General features: G+C 71.7%; 1 protein-coding gene. It reads right to left on the minus strand.

What is annotated here, in order from left to right; genetic code table 11:
* Window positions 1-220, minus strand: a 220-nt coding sequence (locus tag AC1D01_RS38245; protein ID WP_477875244.1) for a hypothetical protein, incomplete at its 3' end; no start/stop codon positions are given.
* Window positions 221-524 lie beyond the last annotated feature (304 nt).

Below are 524 nucleotides of genomic sequence, written 5' to 3' on the forward strand. Positions count from 1 at the left end.
CGGCAATGCTGTGGTCCCGGAGCGCGTCACCGATCGACACGACGACACGCCCTGCGAGGTGCGCCAGCCCTGCCGGGTCATCTCGCAGGTGCTCGCCCGTGTGCGACCCGGCGACGTGCTCCGCCGCGACAGTGAACGCCTCGACGACGGCACCGGTCGTGTCGGTCAGGCACACACCAACAGCGCGCGAGTCTACCGCGACACCAGCCGTGTACGTCATCGCGCGCTCCGACGCCGGATCCGGGACAGGCCGCTGGTGAGGCGGGCTGGGAATCGGCGGGTGCTKGGGAGCCAGAGCAGGACCAGTCCGATCTCGATCGCTGCGACGACGGGCAGTACAACCGTGCGGGGGATGACCGGAGTCGGCCGGGGGGTCGCAGGCTCGTCGGCCGTGTCGATCTCGGCCGCGTCAGCGTCAGGCTCGGACGGGGCCGATGGGGAGACTGACGGTGACGCAGCCGTCGTCGCCTGTCGCGCGCACTGTGCTGTGAGAGCGCGCCCGTCCGCCGTGGACAGGCCCGCAC

It is taken from the genome of Rhizobacter sp. P3_B12, from assembly GCF_056402895.1.